This is a genomic window from Mesorhizobium sp. M0772, from assembly GCF_040320135.1.
In the GTDB taxonomy this organism is placed as follows: Bacteria; Pseudomonadota; Alphaproteobacteria; order Rhizobiales; family Rhizobiaceae; genus Mesorhizobium.
In genome coordinates this window covers 18,073-33,167 of the sequence record NZ_JAMYPB010000047.1, presented here as the reverse complement: position 1 = coordinate 33,167, position 15,095 = coordinate 18,073, and the positions used below count along the sequence as shown (strand labels likewise).

Here is a 15,095-nt window from a genome sequence, read left to right as displayed (position 1 = left end):
CCCATGATGCCGCTTCGCCGCTACGATGGGCCATGGCGCTATTCGAACTTACCCTCATCCTGCTTCTGGCTGCCGTCGCGCTGACGGCGCTGTCGCGGCGGCTGGAAATTCCCTATCCGTCCCTGCTGGCTCTGGCCGGCGTCGCGATTGCCTTCGTACCCGGTGCGCCGACGATCGAGATCGATCCGGAGCTGGCGCTTGCCCTGTTCATCGCGCCGGTGCTTCTCGACGCCGCCTATGACACGTCGCTGCGCGACCTCAAGCGCTACCGGCTGTCGCTCGCGTTGCTCGCGCTGGGCGCCGTGGTCTTCACCACCGTGGTGGTTGCCTTGGTCGGCTGGAAGATGGCCGGCCTGCCGATCGCGGCGGCAATCGCGCTTGGCGCCATCGTCGCGCCACCGGATGCGGTGGCCGCATCCGCCGTGCTCAGCCAGTTCAAGGTACCGCACCGCATCACCGCCATCCTGCAGGGCGAGAGCCTGCTCAACGATGCCACGGCGCTGCTGATCTACCGGCTGGCGGTTTCGGCCGCGCTTGGCACGATCATGCTCAGCAACGCCGTTCCGGTGATCCTGCTGGCAACGATCGGCAGTGTGATCGCGGGCTATCTGTTTGGCCGCGTCTCGCTGCTGGCGCTCGGCCGCATCGAGGATGCGGCGAGCAGCACGGTGGTGCAGTTTGCCGGAACCTTCGCCGTGTGGATCATCGCCGACAGGCTCGGCCTTTCCGCCATCATCACCATCGTCGTCTATGCCATGACCATTGCGCGCAGGGCGCCGCGCCAGTCGTCGGCGAGACGCCGCGTCAGCACCTATTCGGTCTGGGAGTCGGCGGTGTTCGTGCTCAACGTGCTGGCTTTCGTGCTGATGGGCCTGCAGGCACGCACGATCGTTGGCAGGCTGGCCGGCGACGGGCAAGGCGAAGCATTCCTTTTCGCCGCAACGGTGCTGGTCGTCGTTATCGTCGCGCGCCTTGTCTGGGTGGCGAGTTACGTCGCGATCATCCGGTGGCTTGCCCGCTTCGGCAGCCAAGAGGCAAGGCGGGAATTGCCGACATTCGGCGGCGCCGTCATTGTCGGCTGGTGCGGCATGCGTGGGTTGGTGACGCTGGTGGTGGCCATTGCGCTGCCGGCCGATTTTCCCGGCCGCGACCCGATCGTGCTTGCCGCCTTCGCGGTGGTGCTGGGCACGCTGGTGCTGCAAGGCATGACGCTGAAGCCGCTGCTGCGCTGGATCAACTTCGACCCCGATAGAACCGTCGACAATGAGGTGGCGCAGGCGCGCGTCGCCATCATGCAGGCAGCACTGGACGTGCTGAGCCGCAAGACATCTGCGGCCGCCGCCGTCGTGCGCGAACAGTATGAAGCGCAGCGCCTGATTGCGGAAAACCCGGAGGACGCTCAGGCCGCGACCGAATACGACCGGCTGCGCCTCTATGCCATCAACCGCCAGCGCGACACGCTCGAGGAGTTGCGCAGCAACGGCACGATCGGCGACGAAGCCTACCACCGGCTGGAGGAAGAGATCGACTGGGCCGAACTGGCGGCATCGCCGGCGGGCCGGTTCCAGCCGCTGACCACATCATAGACGCTGGCCCAGTTCCGCCGTCGTGCCGGTACATTGCAACCCGTCTGCCGAACCGCTACTGCCAAAGCGAAATTGAGCCGGATAAGCAATGAAGCTGGTCAGCTACAACATCCAGTACGGGTTCGGCGGCGATGGCCGTTACGATCTTTCGCGCTGCACCAAGCTGGTCGACGGCGCCGATATCATCGCGCTGCAGGAGGTCGAGCGGCATTGGCAGCGCACCAATGAGGACGACCAGCCGGAGGTCCTGTCCAAGCTGCTGCCTAGCTATTACTGGGTCTATGGCCCGGCCTTCGACATGGACGCCAGTGAGCAGCGCGACGGCGGGGTCGTCAACCGCCGCCGCCAGTTCGGCACCATGCTGCTGTCGAAGCTGCCGATCGCCTGGTCGCGGCTGCACGCGCTGCCCATGCGCCGCACGCTGCGGCCGCTCAACACGCGCAACGCCGCGCTCGAATGCATGATCCGCACGCCGGCCGGACCGGTAAGGGTCCTGTCGCTGCATCTCGCCCATATCGCGGCGGAGGAGCGGCTGGAGCAGATCGACTATCTCTTGGCCGAGCATCGCCGCGCGCCGTCCGAGGGCGGCCCGTGGAGCGGCGCGGACGATGAGCCTTCGCGCAACTGGACCAGTGGCGAGGCCGAGCCGGAGAACCCGACGGCGGCGATCTGGATGGGCGATTTCAACATGGAGCCGGGCAGCGCCGAATACAGCCGCATCGTCGGCAGCACGCCCTATCATCGCGGGGCGGCCTATCTCGACGGCTTTGTTGATGCCGCTGCCGTCGCTAGCGAGCCGGCTGCCGATTACCACACCCATGTGAAAACGATCGACGGGAAAGTGGCAAAACGCCGGCTCGACCATTGCTTCGTCGGCGGTATGTTCGCCGACCGTGTGCGCTCGGTCAGTGCCGATATAGGCGAGATCGCTTCAGACCATTTTCCGGTCCGGATCGATATCGATCTCGAAACGCCTTTGAGCTCGGGAGATCGGTGAGCCCTCGATGACGCTTTTCGTCTTCTTCGCGGTGCTTGCCGCCGCCGCCATGCACGCGATCTGGAACGCGCTGGTCAAGGTCCATCTCGATCGCTTCCTGTCGATCACGCTGATGACACTGGGCATGGGGTTTGCCGCGCTTTTCGTGCTGCCCTTCGTCGAGTTTCCGAAGGCCGAAGTGTGGCCTTTCATCATCGCCTCGGTGATTTTCCACATGGGCTACCGGACTTTCCTGATCGGCGCCTACAAGGCCGGCGATTTCGCCCAAACCTATCCGCTGGCGCGCGGCACGGCGCCGCTTTTGACCGCCCTCGGCGGCGTTGTCGTGGTGCAGGAGATGCCGGCGCCTTTCGCCATCCTCGGCATCCTGCTGCTGTCGGCCGGCACGTTGGTGATGTCGTTTCGCGGCGGCGCGCATCTGGAGCGGATCAATGTGCGGGCGGTCGGCTTTGCGCTCGGCACCTCTATCTTCATTGCCAGCTATACGCTGTCGGATGGCAGCGGCGCGCGGCTTGCGGCGACGGCGCAGAGCTATGCCGCATGGCTGTTCATCTGCGATGCCACGTGGGCGCTGGTGCTGTGCCTCATCTTTCGCGGGCCCAAGGCGCTGCCCGTGCTGGCGCGCGACTGGAAAGCAGGCCTGTTCACCGGCGTGCTCAGCGGCGCGGCCTACTGGATCGTCATGTGGGCGATGACCAAGGCGCCGATCGCCTCGGTGGCGTCGTTGCGCGAGACGTCGATCCTGTTTGCCATGATGATCTCGGTTTTCGCGCTCGGCGAGAAGATGACAGGCTGGCGCGGCGCCGCCGCGCTCAGCATCGTCGCCGGTGTCGTGGCCCTCAGACTGGGCTGAGATTCTGATACTTCAGCCGAGCACCGTCATCACCTGTCCGCGCCGTTCCGGACTGAAGCGGATGACGACGATGATGCAGACGGCGACCACGCCGGCAAACAGCGCCAGCGCGTAGCCATAGCTGCCTCCAGACGCCTCGGCGATGCCGGCCTGGTAGGGACCGCCATAGGACGCCGCGAGATTGCCGGCCTGGTAGATGAAGCCGGGCAAGGTTGCCCGCACGGCGCCGGGCGACAGCTCGTTAAGATGCACCGGGATGACGCCCCAGGCGCCCTGCACCGCGACCTGCATGACGAACGCGCCGATGGCCAGCATGAACGGTGTCGAGCTGAAGGCCCAGAGCGGAATCGAGGGCAAGGCAATCAGGCAGGCGAGCGTTATCGCGTTGACGCGGCCGATCTTCTCCGACAGTGCGCCGAACGCCAACCCGCCGACGATGGCGCCGATATTAGCGACGATGGTGATCCAGCTCACCGTGTGCGGGTCGAAGCCATGCTGCTTCTTGAGGAAGGTCGGGTAGAGGTCCTGCGTGCCGTGGCTGAAGAAATTGAAGAACATCATCAGCACGACCGCATAGACGGCGACGCCCCAGTGCTGCTGCAGCGTTTCAAGAAGGCCAGGTCGACGGATTTCTGCGCCTCGACGAAGGCCGGCGATTCCGGCACATGCGAGCGGATGAAGAGCACGATCAGTGCCGGCAGGAAGGAGAGCAGGAACATGGCGCGCCAGCCGATCGTGTAACCGCCGATCGTCTGCTGGTAGAGCACGCCGTACACCACGGCCGCCAGAAGGTAGCCGGTGGGATAGCCGCATTGCAGGATGCCCGAGACCATGCCGCGGGCACTGGGCGGAATGGACTCCATGGCGAGCGAACTGCCCAGCCCCCATTCGCCGCCCATGGCGATGCCGAACAGAGCGCGCAGCGCCAGGAAAACGCCGAGATTGGGCGAGAAGCCAGCCAGCGCGCTGATCACCGAATAGCTGACGATGTTGAGCATCAGAATGGGCTTGCGGCCATATTTGTCGGCCAGCCTGCCGAAGAAGAAGGCGCCGATGAAGCGTGTCGCCAGCGTCAGGAACACCGCTTTGGAGACTGCCGGGACGTCAGTGTTGAATTCGGTTGCGATATCGGTGAGCAGGAACGTCAGAAGGAAGAAATCAAAAGCGTCGAGCGTCCAGCCGAGGAAGGAGGCAAGGACGTTTTTCTTCTCCTGCGCGGTGAGAGCCACGACGTTCCTCCTAAACGCCCCCGGGGAACGATATGTTCCTTGGGGCGCAAAAGAGAACAGGCGTCAGCCGGCTTTCGAAAGAAGCGCGGTCACTTTTTCGTAATGTCGAGATCGAACACCATCAGCCCGTCGGTGCCGCCTTCGAGCGCTGCGACCAATCGGGCGCCGGCGCGCTGATGCGCTTCATGCACGAGATAGGCGTCGCGGGCGGCGGCATCGCGGAAGTCGATGGTGAAGGCATGGCTGAAGCCGCGCGCGAACGGCTCCGGGCTGACATTGGTGCTGAAATGGACCGTGTCCATGCCGTCGACAACGGAGCGCAGTGCTTCGAGATCGGCGTGGATTGCCGTGCGCTCGGTGGCGGGCACATCGCTGAGGAAGCGTACGAAGACGCAGTGTCTGATCATTGGTTCGTTCTCCTAAGTGGCTATGCGGCCCGATTGCCGGAGAACACCGCCGGCGGAAGCGGCTCGCGGCCGAGGATGATGTCGGCGCCTTTTTCGCCGACCATGATGGTCGGCGCATTGGTGTTGGAGGAAGGCACGCGCGGCATCACCGAGGCATCGCAGACGCGCAGGCCCTCGATGCCGCGCAGGCGCAGGTCCGGTGTGACCACCGCCATATCGTCATGGCCCATGCGGCAGGTACCCACGGGGTGATGGTCGGTCTTGGCGGTGCGGCAGGCATAGTCGATCAGCTCGTCATCGCTGGCGAGCGATGGTCCGGGCAGCACCTCGCGCAACACGTAAGGTGCAAGCGCCTTCTGCCGCATGATCTCGCGCGCAAGCCTGAGGCCCTTGATCGACATGGCGCGGTCATAAGGGTCCGACCAATAGTTGGGATCGATCAGCGGGTGGTCGGCCGGGTCGGCGCTGCTCAGCCGCACCGTGCCGCGCGAGCGCGGGCGCAGGAAGGCCGAGTTCAAGGTCACGCCGGGGTTCTTCAACCTCTCGACGCCGGCCTCGATGCCGGAGCCCAGTCCCAGATGGAACTGGATGTCGGGCGAGGCGGCGGTCGGATCGGCGTACCAGAAGCCGCCGGTCTCGAACAGGCTGGAGGCGACCGGCCCTTTCTTCAGCAGCAGATACTGCAAGCCGGCCCACGCGGTGCGGTGCAGCTTGGCGTAGTTGTCATAGGTGTGGTCGCCGGTGCATTCGGCGATGACGAACAAATCGAGATGGTCCTGCATGTTGGAGCCGACACCGGGCAGATCATGCACCGGCGTCACGCCGACCGATTTCAGGTGATCAGCCGGGCCGATGCCCGACTGCATCAACAGCTTCGGCGAACCGATGGCGCCCGACGAGACGATCACTTCGCGCTCGGCGCGCATGATGGTCTTCTCGCCGCCGGGCCTGTCGACGATCTCGACGCCGATGGCGCGGCCTTTCTCGACGACGATGCGGGTGACCAGCACATCGGTTCGGACTGTCAGGTTCTTGCGGCCGCGGATGGGCTTCAAATAGGCGACCGAAGCGGATGAGCGCCGGGCGTCCTTCTGGGTCAGCTGGTAGTAGCCGACGCCTTCCTGGCTAGCGCCGTTGAAATCCGGGTTGAAGGGGATGCCCATCTCTTGGCCGGCGCGGAAATAGGCCTCGCAAATCGGCAGCGGCGAAATCGGGTTCGACACGCCGAGCGGCCCCTGGTCGCCGTGAAAATCGTTGGCGAAGCGCTGGTTGTTCTCGGCGCGCTTGAAATAGGGCAGCACGTCGCGATAGCCCCAGCCCGCGAGGCCCTCTTCCTTGTCCCATGCGTCGTAGTCGCGAGCGTTGCCGCGCGTGTATATCTGGGCATTGATGGACGAGCCGCCGCCGACCACCTTCGCCTGCGTATACCAGAAGACGCGGTCCTGCATGTGCCTCTGCGGCACGGTCGACCAGCCCCAGGAAGCGATGCCCTTGGTCATCTTGGCAAAGCCCGCCGGCATGTGGATGTAGGGGTGCCAGTCCTTGCCGCCGGCCTCGAGCAGCAGCACGGAATTCGCTGGATCCTCGCTCAGCCGGTTGGCCAGAACGCAGCCGGCCGGGCCGGCACCTACGATGATGTAGTCGGTCATAACCCTATCCACCTACAGTCGAGGCACGGAGAGCGCGCCGTCGACATTGATAATCGAGCCTGTGGAAAAGCCGAGCTTGCCGGCGGCAAGCGTCGCCACCACGGCGCCGATGTCCGATGCTTCGCCCCAGCGTTTTGCCGGCACCAGGCCGCTGTCGATAAGCGCGTCGTATTTGGCTGATACGCTCGCGGTCATGTCCGTGCGAATGATGCCCGGCCGCAGCTCGAACACGCCGATGCTTTCCGGCGCAAGCCGCAGCGCCAGGTTCTTCACCCACATCGAAAGGCCGGCTTTCGAGATGCAGTAGTCGGCGCGTTCCGGCGAGGCCATATCGGCGCTGACCGAGGTGATGGTGATGATCGAGCGCGGATGATTGCTGGGAGCCCCCAGCATCGCCTTGGCGACGGCCTGGCTAAGGAAGACTGTGCCGCGCAGATTGACGTCCAGCGCACGGTCGAAATTCTCGGGCTTCAGCTCCAGCAGATCGCCGCGCACCATGGCGCCGATGCCGGCATTGTTGACGAGGCAGTCGATTCGGCCGAACGCATGCGTGGCGGCGTCGATAAGCGATGCGTGATCGGGAAGGCTGGCAATGTCGCATCGGTGGTAAGCGAACTTTGAGCGGCGCGCGATGATGTTTTCAACAAGCCGTTTGGCGGGGTCGTTGGCCAGGTCAGCGACGAGAATGTCGAAGCCTGCATCGGCCAGCGCCTCGGCGCAGGCCAGTCCAATGCCGCGCGCGCCGCCGGTGACGATGGCTGCGGGGCGGGTCATGCTGCGAGGTCCGTTCGGCGAATATGCTCGGCCACGCGCAGCGCCTGTGCCGCAATCGACAGCGCCGGATTCACGGCGGCCGAGTTCGGCAAAAAACTGGCGTCGACAACGAACAGGTTCGGGTGGTCGAAGGCGCGGCAGAAAGGGTCGAGCGGCGACGTCGCCGGATCGTCGCCCATTTTCACCGTGCCGCACTGGTGCGAGGGCGTGCGCTTGTCGAAGGGACGCGACAGCACGATGGGATAACCGCAGGCGCGGAAGTTCTCACGCATCACCCTGGTCAGCGCGTCCAGCGACTGCATGTTGGAGCGCCGCCATTGCATGACGATGTCCTTGCCGTCGACCATGATGCGGCTTTCCGGATCGGGCAGATCCTCGCACATCAGATACCAGTCGACGGCGTGACCGGCCATGTAATCGAGCGCGAATTTCGGCACGCGTTTGACGTTGGCCTTCAACATGTTGCCGTCGATCTTGCCGAGCAGCTGGACGTTGCCGAGCGGCTTGCCGCCTTTGCCGTCGGAGAGATAGTAGTCATTCAGCATCAGCGTCTTCTGGTAGACGCTGTCGTTCCTGCGGCGCGGATCGATCGCCAGCATGGCGCTCGAATTATGGTTCATGAAATTGCGGCCGACCTGGTCGGAGCGGTTGGCGAGGCCTTTGCCATCTGGTGAAGGCGAGCGCAGCAGGATGACGGCGGAATTGACCGCGCCGGCGGACAGGATGACCAGCTTCGGCCCGACTTTCTTCAGCTCGCCATTCTGACGGTAGTGAACGGCAGCGATGCTTTTGCCGTCGGACGACGCTTCGAGATATTCGACATGGCAGCCGGTTTCGAGCCGGATATTGCTGTCCTTGAGTGCAGCCGTCAGCGGTCCGGTCTGCGCATCAACCTTGCCCTGGGCGGTGTTGGGGAATGCGTCCCAGCCGGTCTTGCCCTCTTTCAGCCAGGTGTCGATGTCGACGCCGAGCGGCAGCGAGGCGGGGTGCAGGCCCAGTCCCTTCAGCTCGGCGCGGGCGCGCGCAATCGGCGCTTCGTCGGGCACCGGCTTGAAAGCATAGGGGATCGAGTGGAACGGTTCGGTCGGGTCCTCGCCGAGCGAGCCGCGGACGCGAAACAGCTGCTCGGCTTTCGAATACCAGGGCTCGAATTCATCGTAGGAAAACGGCCATGCCGGCGAGACGCCACCGAAGTGCTCCATGGCGGCGAAATCCTCTTTGCGGTAGCGGATCAGCACCGCGCCGTAGAATTTCGAATTGCCGCCGACATAGTAGTAATTGCCGGGGTTGAAGGCGCCGCCGCCGGGCTCGCGCCACATCTCCTTCGGACGGTAGTGGCCATCGACGAAGATCGAGCGCGTGTCGCGGGCATGCGGCGTTGCCGGCAAGGGCTCGCCGCGCTCCAGCATCAGGACCGAGGCGCCGCTGCCGGCCAGGCCGGAAGCGATCGTAGCGCCGCCGATGCCGGAGCCGATGATGACGATATCGGGGCTGACCATCTCGATCAGCGGATGCGGTGTTCGGTCGCCGGATCGAAGAACACGGCCTTGGTCAGGTTGAAGGCGAGCGGCGTGCTGGTGCCCGGCTGGATGTTGGCGTCGGCCCGCAACCGCGCCACCACGCCCTTGCCGCCGAGATTGGTCACCGCGAAAGTATCGGACCCTGCCGGCTCGACCACTTCGATGTGCAGGTCGGCAGTGGCAATGTTGGAGGCGTTGCGTTCCGCACCTTCCGGATCGGTCAGCGCTTCCGGGCGCACGCCGAAGATGATCGGCTTGCCCTGGAACGCCGACAGGCCCGCCGGCGCATTGGCCATCGGCAGCGTGATCGGCTCGCGCGCCTCGCGCTCCAACACGACGGACAGCGCATTGCCCGACGTGGCAATGGTCGCCGGGATCAGGTTCATCGCCGGCGAACCCATGAAGTCGGCGACGAACAAATTGGTCGGGTTGTTGTAGATCTCGGCCGGGGTGCCGAACTGCTGCACCTCGCCGTCGCGCATGACGGCGATCTTGGTCGCCAGCGTCATCGCCTCGATCTGGTCGTGGGTGACGTAGACGATGGTTGTGCCGGTGGTGGCATGCAGGCGCTTGATCTCGATGCGCATGTCGACGCGCAATTTGGCGTCGAGGTTGGACAAAGGCTCGTCGAACAGGAACAGCTTGGGGTCGCGCACCAGCGCGCGGCCCATGGCGACGCGCTGGCGCTGGCCGCCGGAAAGCTGGCTCGGCTTGCGCTGCAGGAGGTGGCCGATCTGCAGGACCTTGGCCACCTTGTCGATCGCCTTTTGGCGCTCGTCGGCCGGCACGCCGCGCATCTCCATGCCGAAGGAGATGTTTCCGGCCACCGTCATGTTCGGATAGAGCGCATAGCTCTGGAACACCATGGCGATGTCGCGCTTGGATGGGTGCAGATCGTTGATGGCGCGGCCGTCGACGCGGATTTCGCCCTCGGTGATCTGCTCTAGGCCGGCAATCGTGTTGAGCAAGGTGGACTTGCCGCAGCCGGACGGGCCGACCAGCACCAGGAAGCCGCCCTTTTCGAGCTCGACATCGATGCCCTTCAGGATCTCGACATTCCCGAAGCGCTTCTTCAGCCCATCAATTTCCAGAAAAGCCATCAGATTATCCTTTGACCGCGCCCGCCATCAGGCCACGCACGAAGTAGCGGCCGGCGACCACATAGACGAGAAGGGTGGGCAGGGCTGCGATCATCGCCGCAGCCATGTTGACGTTGTATTCGACGACGCCTGTCGAGGTGTTGACGACGTTGTTGAGCGCCACCGTCATCGGCATCACGTCGCCGGAGCCGGCATAGGCGGAGGCGAACAGGAAGTCGTTCCAGATGTTGGTGAACTGGTAGATCACCGTCACCACGATGATCGGCAGCGAGTTGGGCAGCATGATGCGCCGGAAGATCTGGAAGAAGCTTGCCCCGTCGATCTGCGCCGCCTTCACCAGCTCGTTCGGAAACGCTTCGTAGTAATTGCGGAAGAAGAGGGTGGTGAAACCGATGCCGTAGACGACGTGAACGAACACCAGGTTCACGGTCGGATTGCCAAAGCCGAAGGTGAAACCGGTCGCGTTCTGCAGCTTGACGCCGAACCGGCCCAAGCTGCCGAGGATCGTTGCCATCGGCAGCAGTACCGACTGGAACGGGATGAAACAGGCAAACAGCATCAGCCCGAACACCAGCGTCGCCCCGCGAAAGCGCCATTTGGTCAGCACATAGCCGTTGAGCGCGCCGAGCAGGGTCGAGATGATGACTGCCGGAACCACCATCTTGATCGAGTTCCAGAAATAGCCCTTCATGCCGACGCAGGTCAGGCCCGAGCAAACTTCGCTCCACGCCTTTATCCATGGGTCGAAGGTCGGCGCCTGGGGCAGCGCCAGCATGTTGCCGTTCTGGATCTCCTCCATGGTCTTGAACGAGGTCACCAGCATGACGAACAGCGGCATCAGGTAGAACAACGCAAACAGCGCCAGCAGTCCGTAGATGACGATGCGGTTGAGGGTCTTGGTGCTCATGCCGCTAGAGGCCTGGCGGGGAGGGGTGGCAACGGCGCTCATTGCGGCTTCTCCCGCAGTTCCGAATAGAGATAGGGCACGATGATGGCGACGATGGTCATCAGCATGATCACGGCACTCGCCGAGCCGACAGCCATTTCGTTGCGCTTGAACGTGTACTCATACATGAAGTTGGACGGCAGCCAGGCCGAGCCACCGGGGCCGCCGCTGGTCAGCGCCACCACCAGATCGTACGACTTGATGGCGAGGTGGGCGAGCACGATGAAGGCCGACAGGAAGATCGGCCGCAGCAGCGGAATGACGATGCGGCGGTAGAGCTGGAAAGTAGTGGCGCCATCGATCTGCGCCGCTTTCATGATCTCACCGTCGATGCCGCGCAGGCCGGCCAGGAACATCGCCATGATGAAGCCGGAGGCTTGCCAGACGCCGGCAATGACCACCGTGTAGATGACGAAATCCTTGTTCTTGATCCAGTCAAAATGGAAGCTCGTCCAGCCCCATTGATGCAGGGTCTGCTCAAGGCCGAGGCCGGGATCGAGAAACCATTTCCAGGCGACGCCGGTAACGATGAAGGACAGCGCCATCGGGTAGAGATAGATCGGCCGCAACACGCCTTCGCCGCGGATCTTCTGGTCGAGCAGGATGGCCAGGAACAGGCCGAGCGCCAGGCACATGGCGATGTAGAGAAAGCCGAAAATGCCCATATTGACGATCGACGTGTACCAGCTCGATGGCGGGTCGGAGTCGAACGTCCAGCCCCATAGCCGTAGGTAGGCGCGCGGTCCGGTGATGACATAGGACGGAAAAGTCTTGGAATTGGTGAAGGACAGATAGACCGTCCACAGGATGAAGCCATAGACGAAGACGATGGTGATGGCGAAGCTCGGCGCCAGCACGATCTTCGGCAGCGCGTCCTGCAGTCGCGCGCGCACGGAGGGGCGAGACCGCTCCGGCGTCAGCTTGATCTGGGTTGTCGCTACACTGCTCATAGGGCTCCTCCCGTTCGGGTCGTCCGTGCCTGCCGTCAGGCGGCAAGGCGGCCCCGTGCATACGGGTCTCTGGTCGGCATGGTGTTCAAGAGGGTTTCACCGTTTCACGGAAACGGCGAACCTCTCTAACTCTTTCTTTCACGCAATTCCGGCCGGAAAACCGCTCACACTTTTCCTGGAATTGCGCCAGCCGGCCAATCCTGAGGCGAACCTTCCCCGCCGAAGCGGGGAAGGTGTCTTGCTGGCCAGGGCTTACTTGGCGTCGTCGATTGCCTTGACCAGTTCGGTCACGGCTTCGTCCGAGGTCTTGATCTGACCATGGACGAACTTCGAAACGACGTCCTTGTAGGCATTGGCGACCGCCGGAGGCGCGCCATAGCCCTGGGCAAGCGAGCCGAACAGTGTGCCGCCTTCGTTGGCAGCCTTCAGGTCGGCGATGCCCTTCTTGCCGCACGCGTCGAAGTCGGTGTCCGGAACGTCGGTACGGGCGGGAACCGAACCCTTGACGACGTTGAAGGCCGACTGGAAGCTCTTCGACAGGGTGGCGGTGGCCAACGCGACCTGGGCGGCCTTGCGGTCGTCCGGAACGTTGAACATGCCGAACATGTCGGAGTTGTAGACCACCGAGCCTTCCGTGCCCGGGAAGCGATAGCACAGGAAGTCGGTGCCCGGCGTTTTCTTGGCGGCGTTGAACTCGCCCTTGGCCCAGTCACCCATCACCTGCACCAGGGCATCGCCCTTGATGACCATGGCGGTGGCAAGGTTCCAGTCGCGGCCCGAGAAGTTCGGGTCGACATAGGTGACGAGCTTGGCGAGGTTATCGAACGACTTCTTCATCGTGTCCGACTTGAGGGACTCGTCGTCGAGGTCGTTGAAGGCCTTCTTGTAGAACTCAGGTCCGCCGGTCGACAGCACAACCGAGTCGAACATGGTGGCTTCCTGCCAGTTCTGGCCGCCAAGGGCGAGCGGAATGACGCCAGCCGCCTTGGCTTTGTCGAGCAGGGCGACGAAGTCGTCGAAGGTCTTTGGCTCGGTGCCGCCGATCTTGTCCATCACCGCCTTGTTGATCCACAGCCAGTTGACGGAGTGGACGTTGACTGGAGCAGCGACCCACTTGCCGTCATAGACGGAGAACTTCTGCAGGGCTGCCGGAACCGACTTATCCCAGCCCTCCTTCTTCGCCGTCTCGGTCAGGTCGCCCATGACGCCGGCCGCCGCATAGTCGAGCACGGTGTAGCCGAGCATCTGCGACGCGGTCGGGTAATTGCCGGCCGCGACCATCGCCTTCAGCGCAGTCATGGCGGCCTCGCCGCCCCCACCGGCCACCGGCACGTCCGTCCACGCCTAGCCTTCCTTGGCAAGGTCGCCCTTGAGGACGTTGAGAGCAGCCGCTTCGCCGCCCGACGTCCACCAATGCAGCATCTGCACTTCCTTGACGTCCTCGGCATGGGCCGAGAAAGCAAAGGCCGTCGCCAGAGCCGTTCCGATAAGCAGTTTGCGCAACATGTTCTACCTCCCTTGTTGCATTACATGACCGGTGGAAGCCCACCGGGTTCTTCCAAACTCAGCCGACCCACCAACCGGTGCGCTGGCCGCGATGAAACTGGATTGTCTTTTCCTCGGTATAATCCTCGACAGCGCGTTTGCCGAGTTCGCGTCCGATGCCGGACTGCTTGTAGCCCCCGAATGGCAACTCGGGAAAGCCTTCCATGAATGTGTTCACCCAAACGGTCCCCGAACGCACACCACGCGCCACCGACATACAAGTGTCGATGCTGGCGCTCCACACCCCTGCAGACAGACCATAGGGCGTGTTGTTGGCGATGTGCAACGCCTTTTCAATCGATCCAAAAGTCAGCACGGAGAGCACCGGGCCAAACACTTCCTCGCGCGCAATAGCCATGTCTTCGGTAACGCCGCGAATGATGGTCGGATCGAGGTACTGGCCGGCATTGGACGCCAATTGGCCGCCACCGCTATAGACATTGCTGCCGTCTTTTGCTGCTGCCGCAACGCAATCTGCGACCTTGGTCAGATGGTCGGCGGAAATCATCGCGCCAACCTTGGTTCGGTCGTCGAGTGGGTCGCCGACCGTTACCTTGGCGGTCAGGGCCTTGACAGTGGCGAGGAAATCGTCGGCGATGGCTTCATGCACGATCAACCGACTGCCGGCATTGCAGCATTCGCCGGCGTTGAAGAAGCCGCCGAACACTGCTGCGTCAGCGGCCGCCTCGAGATCGGCATCGGGGAAGACGATCTGGCCGTTCTTGCCGCCGAGCTCCATCGAGACTTTCTTCAGCGACTGCGCGGCGGAAGCCATGGTCATCTTGCCGACGCGGGTAGAGCCGGTGAACGACACCATCTCGACCAGCGGATGGCTGACCATCGGCCCCCCGACATCGGCGCCGAGGCCGGCCAGGATGTTGACGACGCCCGCGGGCAGGCCGGCCTGCATCAGGATGTCGCCGAGCACGAAGGTCGAGGCCGAGGTCATTTCGCTCGGCTTGACCACCGCCGTGCAGCCGGCGGCGAGCGCGAAGGGCAGTTTCTGGCTGACGATGAGGAAGGGGAAATTCCATGGTGTGATGATCGAGACGACGCCGATCGGCTCGCGCAGGACGACGCCCAGCATGGCGTCGCCGAGATTGGCGTAGCTTTCGCCGTGCAGCGTGCGGGCGAGCGAGGCGGCATAGCGCCAGATGTCGATGGCGCCGCCGATCTCGCCGCGCGCCTGGGCGATCGGCTTGCCGGATTCCAGCGCATCGAGTCGGGCGATGTCTTCGCGCTGGGCCTCGATCAGGTCGGCCGTCTTGAGCAGGATGGCGGCGCGCTCGGCCGCCTTCGTGCGCGGCCACGGGCCGGTCTCGAATGCCTTGTGCGCGGCCTGCATGGCCGCCTCCACCTCGGCCTCGCCGGCCTGCGCATAGAGCGAAACGGTGAAGCCATGGCCGGGGCTGTTGCGCGCAATCGTGCGGCCGTCACGGGCATCGACATGCTTGCCGTCGATCAGGAGCTTGTAAGCCTTCGGCGCCTTGGACGCCTCGGCCGGCATGGAAATGTTGAGCGGTGCGTTCATCATGCTTT

General features: G+C 63.8%; 11 protein-coding genes and 2 pseudogenes. 3 read left to right on the top strand and 10 right to left on the bottom strand.

The window, feature by feature from the left end:
- The first annotated feature begins 32 nt into the window (after positions 1-32).
- The 3 genes from NKI06_RS24750 (at position 33) to NKI06_RS24740 (ending at position 3,436) form a co-directional block, all read left to right on the top strand.
- Positions 33-1,586 carry a cation:proton antiporter gene (locus NKI06_RS24750; RefSeq protein WP_023704038.1) on the top strand — a complete coding sequence of 518 codons (1,554 nt, stop codon included), beginning with the start codon at positions 33-35 and terminating at the stop codon, positions 1,584-1,586.
- An 88-nt stretch (positions 1,587-1,674) separates the two neighbouring features.
- Entirely contained in the window at positions 1,675-2,583 is a 909-nt protein-coding gene (locus NKI06_RS24745; protein ID WP_352987493.1) for an endonuclease/exonuclease/phosphatase family protein, read from the top strand.
- A 7-nt stretch (positions 2,584-2,590) separates the two neighbouring features.
- The gene (locus NKI06_RS24740) at positions 2,591-3,436 is read left to right on the top strand and encodes an EamA family transporter (RefSeq protein ID WP_352987492.1); all 846 of its coding nucleotides are present in this window, start codon (positions 2,591-2,593) and stop codon (positions 3,434-3,436) included.
- A gap of 12 nt (positions 3,437-3,448) precedes the next feature.
- Here NKI06_RS24740 and NKI06_RS24735 read toward each other — a convergent pair.
- The 10 genes and pseudogenes from NKI06_RS24735 to NKI06_RS24690 form a co-directional block, all read right to left on the bottom strand.
- Positions 3,449-4,665 (bottom strand): annotated as a pseudogene (locus NKI06_RS24735) (MFS transporter).
- 89 nt (positions 4,666-4,754) lie between these two features.
- Positions 4,755-5,072, bottom strand: coding sequence for a Dabb family protein (locus tag NKI06_RS24730; protein WP_023825463.1), 318 nt, complete (start codon positions 5,070-5,072; stop codon positions 4,755-4,757).
- Positions 5,073-5,092: 20 nt separating this feature from the next.
- A complete protein-coding gene (locus NKI06_RS24725) occupies positions 5,093-6,721 on the bottom strand; it encodes a GMC family oxidoreductase (protein WP_352987491.1) in 1,629 nt (542 codons plus the stop codon).
- Between the two features lie 12 nt (positions 6,722-6,733).
- A complete protein-coding gene (locus NKI06_RS24720; protein ID WP_023825461.1) occupies positions 6,734-7,495 on the bottom strand; it encodes a 3-ketoacyl-ACP reductase in 762 nt (253 codons plus the stop codon).
- A complete protein-coding gene (locus NKI06_RS24715; RefSeq protein WP_352987490.1) occupies positions 7,492-8,994 on the bottom strand; it encodes a GMC oxidoreductase in 1,503 nt (500 codons plus the stop codon). Before NKI06_RS24715 ends, NKI06_RS24720 begins: the two co-directional genes overlap by 4 nt.
- Before the next feature lie 5 nt (positions 8,995-8,999).
- Positions 9,000-10,115 carry an ABC transporter ATP-binding protein gene (locus tag NKI06_RS24710; RefSeq protein WP_023671180.1) on the bottom strand — a complete coding sequence of 372 codons (1,116 nt, stop codon included), beginning with the start codon at positions 10,113-10,115 and terminating at the stop codon, positions 9,000-9,002.
- A gap of 4 nt (positions 10,116-10,119) precedes the next feature.
- The gene (locus NKI06_RS24705) at positions 10,120-11,064 is read right to left on the bottom strand and encodes a carbohydrate ABC transporter permease (protein WP_352987489.1); all 945 of its coding nucleotides are present in this window, start codon (positions 11,062-11,064) and stop codon (positions 10,120-10,122) included.
- Complete coding sequence (locus NKI06_RS24700; RefSeq protein ID WP_023832915.1) at positions 11,061-12,011, bottom strand: carbohydrate ABC transporter permease; 951 nt, start codon at positions 12,009-12,011, stop codon at positions 11,061-11,063. Before NKI06_RS24700 ends, NKI06_RS24705 begins: the two co-directional genes overlap by 4 nt.
- Before the next feature lie 252 nt (positions 12,012-12,263).
- Positions 12,264-13,517 (bottom strand): annotated as a pseudogene (locus NKI06_RS24695) (ABC transporter substrate-binding protein).
- 58 nt (positions 13,518-13,575) lie between these two features.
- Positions 13,576-15,087 (bottom strand): aldehyde dehydrogenase family protein, encoded by a 1,512-nt coding sequence (locus NKI06_RS24690; protein WP_352839722.1) that lies wholly within the window; start codon positions 15,085-15,087, stop codon positions 13,576-13,578.
- Positions 15,088-15,095: the final 8 nt, after the last annotated feature.